We start from the raw sequence: 5,140 nt of genomic DNA, 5'->3' as shown, positions 1-5,140 counted from the left end.
GGAATCGATGTACTTCGATCGCGCGGCAAACGATTGGAGCCGGCATCACCAGGTGCCGCTTGCGCTCGTCACCGATTTCGCGGCGCGCGCGGGCTTCTCCATTAAGCACCGCCTGCCCTGGGGCGCGCCCGTCTTTGCCGGTCAATGGGCAGGCCGGCCGATGCGCATTGCCGCCTATACCGAACCGAGCCTGTACTGGGAACGCACACACGGCATTGCCCGAAGTTGGAACGTGATGGCGGATGGCCGCTGCTATGCATCACTGGAAGACCGCGCAAGCGAGCTCACCCTGGGGGACCCGACATGAACTTCGCAGCGTTCAAGCTGTGGCGCGAGGCCTGCCTTCGCACGATGCCCAACGTGGTGGATTGTGCAGAGACGAATCTGTACAGCGCGCTCGCCCCGCTGCAACCGCGTCTCGATGCTTCAGAGGCACGCCCGCGGGTGCATCGTTGCGATCTCGCGCGGGCGTGGCTTCAACGATATGGCTTCGATGCCGGCCGTTCGCGCCAGGCGCTCGTGTGCCGAGGGGTGCGGCACGCACTGCAATTGATCTTCAGGAGGCTGTCTGCAGAGGGTGCTCGCCTGTGGCTGCCGAGTGATGTCTACCCCGTTTACCAATCGCTCGCGCAGTCGGCTGGGATCGCGCCGCAGACGTTCCCGACATTGCCCTCGCCCAGCTTTCCTATGGCTGGGGGTACCGACGGCCCCGAGTTCCTCCTCATCGCGAACCCGCTCAAGCCGCTGGGGCGGTTCCTGAGCGATGAGGAATGTGCTGCGCTGGTGACGTGGGTTAACGCGGCACCCGGCCGCCGCCTGCTGATTGACTGCGTCTATGACCTGGGGGCGCCGTTTCACCCAACAACGATGCAGTTGCTGCAGACCGAGCGCGCGATCCTGCTCCACTCGACAACCAAGGGCTGGCTTACGCCGCAGACGTTCGGCGTGGCACTGGTGGGCGAGGCCTGCGCTGGATTCGAATCCGACTTCCGGGAGGATCCTCCGTCCGCAATGCAGCTGCAGCTCGCGCACCATTTTCTTTCGGTGGAAGCCGAGTGCCCCACGCGTGTGGTCGACGCGCTTCAGGCGCGCGCCAGCAGACTTGCCGAGCGACTGCCCGAGGCCATTCGCGATGCAGGCCGGGTTGGGTCCACAGACTGCGCGCCTGGCTGCTACCTCTTTCCGGTACCACTCAGTGCGGAGCAGCTCCTGCACACGCACGGCCTGCTTGCCATCCCTGCAAGCGCATTCGGTGCCGAAGGCTGGAACGGCAGCATCCTGACCAGTTTGTCCGATCGCTTTGCTCAACAACACCATGCATCGACCTGACATGACGCCACTTGCCGACATGGCGGTCTACGAAGACGCCGACTTTTACGACCGGGAATTCGCCAACCGGGCACATGACGCCAGCTTCTTCATCGAGCAGGCCAAGCAAGCCGATGGTCCCGTACTGGAAGTGGCTTGCGGCACCGGCCGTATCACACTGCCCATTGCGCGAGCCGGCGTCGACATCACGGGGCTGGACGTCATGCGTTCCATGCTGGATCGGGCACGCCAGAAATCGCAGGCCGAAGGGCTTGATGTCACCTGGCTTGAGCAGGACTGTCGGGCGATCCATTCAGAACGGCGCTTCTCGCTGGTTTTCTCAGCCACCAACGCCATGCAGCATCTGCACGATCTGGATTCGGTCAACGCTTTTCTGGGTTCTGCAAAGCGCGTGCTGGCGCCCGGCGGCACGTTGATCCTCGATGTGTTCAATCCGGACATCCGCAAGCTCGCCCGTCCGGCCGATGCCCGCTACCTGCACAAGTCGATGATCGATACCGAAGGACAGGACATTCGCGTTGAAGCGACTTCGCACTACGACACCGCAAGCCAGATCCTGAGATTCGAGCTCGATTACCTGCGTGAAGGCAAATGCGTCAGAACCAAGCGCGTCAGCATGCGATGTTTCTTTCCGGAGGAACTGCTGGCACTTTGTCGGTTCAACGGGTTCGACGTCGTACGGCGGCTGGGGGACTACGACGCATCTGCGTTCATGCCGCACTCGCCCAAGCAGATTCTGTTCTGTCGGGCAGCCTGACATACGCCGGTCAGCAGAGCCTGCCTAGTGCGGAATGTGGCCAGGAGCAGAAGATCGAGGTGATCTTCTGCTCCTGATCCGGCAAGGCCGTCTTCTGCTTAAACCGGCGTTTCCTGCGCACCAATCGTCAGCAGTAGCTCGTCGAGTCGCTCAAGGGTGGAGGTCATGCCGTCCTTCAACCCCATGTCGATAACCTTCTGCACATCTTCCGGCGAGTTGTAGACCACAACGGTCGTCACGAGTGTCCGTTCCTTTGCATCGGTGAAGGTGACATCCCACCGCGCCCTGGGCATGTCGGGATTCACAACGCCGGTCTCGTCGCTGAAGCCGTCCAGGGCCGTGTAGCCGTCGATCGGGCTGATGGATTGATAATCCAGGCGGCTCCAGAACGTCTGGCCGTCAGGGGTGGTCATGCCGTAGTGCCAGTAGCCTCCAGCCTTGAACTCCATGTGCTTTGTCTTGGTGGTCAGGGGCTTGGGTGCAAACCATCGATCGAGCAGTTCAGACTTCGTGTGGCAATCCCACACGAGTTGGCGTTTCGCCGCGAACGCCTTCTTCACGATGATGCTGCTCTTTTCCTTGTCGACGAGGAAATCAAACTGCAGTTCAGCTTTCACCATCTTCTCCTTTCAGTTCTTCTAAGAGGTTGTCCAGATTGCGATACCGGCTTGCCCAGGTCGCGCGCTGGTCTGCAAACCAGCGCTCGGCGGCATCCAGCTTCTCTTGTTCAAGCACGCACGTCCGGATTCGGCCGCTCTTGCTGGAACGGATCAACCCGGTCATTTCCAGTACCCGCACGTGCTTCATGAACGACGGCAGAGCCATGTCGAATGGCTCCGCCAGTTCACTCACCGTTGCGGGCCCGCTACCGAGCCGATGAACAACAGCCCTGCGCGTCGGGTCTGCAAGCGCATGAAAGATCGCGTCTAGCGCAACTGCATTGTTATCCATTTGGCTAACTATACTCTCGATGATTTCTCACTGCAACCAAGATGACCGCGAACGACAGCCGGCCCGACTGCGTCATACGCCAAGCCGTTTGTGTGACTAACGCATCGTGCGGCGGCTGCCTACACTGAGTCATCCTGACCGCGCCCCAAAGGCACCCCGTGACACAGAAGCCTCGCATTCCCGTCTGGCTGATTGCTGCAACGGCATTCACCACCCTCATTGGCCTGAATCTCTCTGCCGACTACGTCCTCAGCAGCTTCCCCAGCCTGGAAGCGGTCTGCACGCAAAACTGTGCCATGGTCGGCAATCGTGGCGTGATGGAGAACGTCCATGCCAGGGAGCAACGGGGCCCGCAGGTATGTCGCTGGAGGTGAGCCCGAACGGGCAGCTTACTGAGAAGGAGTCTGTCATGCTGAAACTGCCGCGCATCCTTGCAGGGTTCCTGCTCACCGCCGTGGTTGCACTGGTTGCGGGGTGCAGCAGCCCGCCCGTGCGGCAAGCGAGTGGCCTCCAGCGCCTCTACATCCTCAATTGCGGGGAAGGTGTTGCGGGTGACATCTCACGCTGGTCGCCCGGTGTGAATGTCGGCCAATCGATGCCGTTTGCCGACAACTGCTACCTGATCCAGCACGCACAGGGCTGGCTGCTGTGGGACACGGGCGTCGACGATGCCATCGCCGCCATGCCCGACGGGCTGGCCCCGGCCGATCCGAAGGCAACCTACTGGCGCCGGCCCAAAACGCTGGCGAGCCAGCTGGCGCAGATCGGTGTGTCGCCCGACGACATCAAGTATGTTGCCGTCTCGCACAGCCACCCAGACCACATTGGCAATGTCGAGCTGTTCCCGCGCGCGATGCTGCTGGTGCAGAAAGCGGAGTACGAGTGGCCCGGCGCCAACAATGCGCCGCGCTTCAAGCCCGGCCACCCAGTCACGGAACTTGAAGGCGACAGAGACGTATTCGGTGACGGCAGCGTCACGATTCTTTCGACACCTGGTCACACGCCGGGTCATCAGTCGCTGCTGGTGCGGCTGCCGAAAACAGGCGCGATCGTGCTGTCTGGCGACGCCGTCCACTTCAGGAGCAACTGGGACAACCGCCGCGTGCCCGCCCTGAACTTCGACAAAGACAAGACGCTGGCCTCCATGCAGCGCATCGCCGATCTGCTGGCCAAGGAACACGCGCAACTTTGGATCAATCACGACAAGGCGCAACGCGATACGTTGAAGATGTCCCCCGCCTACTACGAGTAGGCCTGCAACCGACATACACCCGCTGCGCGAGTGTGCGACATTGGCCGTCCCGACAGCGGCATGCGCCCCATCCCGCAGCACCCGGCTCTGTGATGTGGTTGATGGAAGTGGGTCAGAGCCAGCACACGCCATGCCCGATTCTTCAGGAGACATCCATGCCCAGCAAGAACACGGTCTGTCTATGGTTCAACAACGATGCGGTGGATGCTGCCAACTTCTATGCGCGGACGTTTCCCGACAGCGCGGTGCAGGCCATCTACCGCGCGCCGGGCGACTACCCTGCGGGCAAGCAGGGCAACGTGCTGACGGTGGAGTTCACCGTGGCCGGCATTCCCTGCCTGGGGCTGAACGGCGGCCCGGCCTTCCAGCACAGCGAGGCCTTCTCTTTTCAGATCGCAACGGACGACCAGGCTGAAACCGACCGTCTGTGGAATGCGATCGTCAGCAACGGCGGCCAGGAAAGCGCGTGCGGCTGGTGCAAAGACCGCTGGGGCATCTCATGGCAGATCACCCCACGCGTGCTCAGTGAGGCGATCTGCGATCCAGACCCAGCAGCGGCCAAGCGCGCCTTCGACGCGATGATGACGATGCACAAGATCGACATCGCCGCGATCGAAGCGGCACGGCGGGGCTAGAGCGCCACCTCAAACGACACGTGGACTGGGCGGCTGGATCACGATACCAGCGCCCGCTCCAACACCCTGGCCACGTGGATGGCCTCTGCCTGTGCACCATCCTTGATCTGATGCCGGCAACTCGTGCCATCTGCCACGACGATCGCCCCCGCCGCACGCTCGCGCACCGCCGGCAGTAGTGACAGTTCCGCCATCGCCTGCGAGGCGGCATAGTGC

Annotated in this window: 8 protein-coding genes; 6 read left to right on the top strand and 2 right to left on the bottom strand. The window is 62.1% G+C overall.

The features are described from left to right. From JHD73_RS26510 to JHD73_RS26500, 3 genes are all read left to right on the top strand, one after another. Positions 1-307: hypothetical protein (locus tag JHD73_RS26510; protein WP_199033131.1), on the top strand; the 307-nt coding region annotated here is incomplete at its 5' end. After that, positions 304-1,329 (top strand): aminotransferase class I/II-fold pyridoxal phosphate-dependent enzyme, encoded by a 1,026-nt coding sequence (locus JHD73_RS26505; protein ID WP_199033130.1) that lies wholly within the window; start codon positions 304-306, stop codon positions 1,327-1,329. The genes JHD73_RS26510 and JHD73_RS26505, both read left to right, overlap by 4 nt. Before the next feature lies 1 nt (position 1,330). Next, on the top strand, positions 1,331-2,086 hold the full coding sequence (locus tag JHD73_RS26500; RefSeq protein ID WP_199033129.1) for a bifunctional 2-polyprenyl-6-hydroxyphenol methylase/3-demethylubiquinol 3-O-methyltransferase UbiG: 756 nt from the start codon (positions 1,331-1,333) through the stop codon (positions 2,084-2,086). A 98-nt stretch (positions 2,087-2,184) separates the two neighbouring features. Here the strand turns inward: JHD73_RS26500 and JHD73_RS26495 are convergent, their stop codons facing one another. Together JHD73_RS26495 and JHD73_RS26490 are read right to left on the bottom strand one after the other, a co-directional pair. Then, a complete protein-coding gene (locus tag JHD73_RS26495; protein WP_233177168.1) occupies positions 2,185-2,706 on the bottom strand; it encodes an SRPBCC domain-containing protein in 522 nt (173 codons plus the stop codon). Beyond that, a complete protein-coding gene (locus tag JHD73_RS26490) occupies positions 2,693-3,037 on the bottom strand; it encodes a helix-turn-helix transcriptional regulator (protein ID WP_199033128.1) in 345 nt (114 codons plus the stop codon). Before JHD73_RS26490 ends, JHD73_RS26495 begins: the two co-directional genes overlap by 14 nt. Before the next feature lie 158 nt (positions 3,038-3,195). Between JHD73_RS26490 and JHD73_RS26485 the strand changes: the two genes are divergently transcribed. The 3 genes from JHD73_RS26485 (at position 3,196) to JHD73_RS26475 (ending at position 4,924) form a co-directional block, all read left to right on the top strand. Further along, complete coding sequence (locus tag JHD73_RS26485) at positions 3,196-3,411, top strand: hypothetical protein (protein ID WP_199033127.1); 216 nt, start codon at positions 3,196-3,198, stop codon at positions 3,409-3,411. 35 nt (positions 3,412-3,446) lie between these two features. Beyond that, complete coding sequence (locus JHD73_RS26480) at positions 3,447-4,289, top strand: N-acyl homoserine lactonase family protein (RefSeq protein ID WP_199033126.1); 843 nt, start codon at positions 3,447-3,449, stop codon at positions 4,287-4,289. A 155-nt stretch (positions 4,290-4,444) separates the two neighbouring features. Continuing rightward, positions 4,445-4,924, top strand: a complete 480-nt coding sequence (locus JHD73_RS26475; RefSeq protein WP_199033125.1) for a VOC family protein — start codon at positions 4,445-4,447, stop codon at positions 4,922-4,924. Positions 4,925-5,140: the final 216 nt, after the last annotated feature.

Source organism: Ralstonia sp. ASV6, assembly GCF_016429285.1.
In the GTDB taxonomy this organism is placed as follows: domain Bacteria; phylum Pseudomonadota; class Gammaproteobacteria; order Burkholderiales; family Burkholderiaceae; genus Ralstonia; species Ralstonia flaminis.
Note: the sequence above shows the minus strand (reverse complement) of the source record. Positions and strands in the feature narration are given on the sequence as shown.

Bases quoted from the DNA above. Each gene is read 5' to 3' on its own strand.
- JHD73_RS26500 (WP_199033129.1), top strand. From the start codon at position 1,331: ATGACGCCACTTGCCGACATGGCGGTCTACGAAGACGCCGACTTTTAC.
- JHD73_RS26480 (WP_199033126.1), top strand. From the start codon at position 3,447: ATGCTGAAACTGCCGCGCATCCTTGCAGGGTTCCTGCTCACCGCCGTG.
- JHD73_RS26505 (WP_199033130.1), top strand. From the start codon at position 304: ATGAACTTCGCAGCGTTCAAGCTGTGGCGCGAGGCCTGCCTTCGCACG.
- JHD73_RS26490 (WP_199033128.1), bottom strand. From the start codon at position 3,037: ATGGATAACAATGCAGTTGCGCTAGACGCGATCTTTCATGCGCTTGCA.
- JHD73_RS26495 (WP_233177168.1), bottom strand. From the start codon at position 2,706: ATGGTGAAAGCTGAACTGCAGTTTGATTTCCTCGTCGACAAGGAAAAG.
- JHD73_RS26475 (WP_199033125.1), top strand. From the start codon at position 4,445: ATGCCCAGCAAGAACACGGTCTGTCTATGGTTCAACAACGATGCGGTG.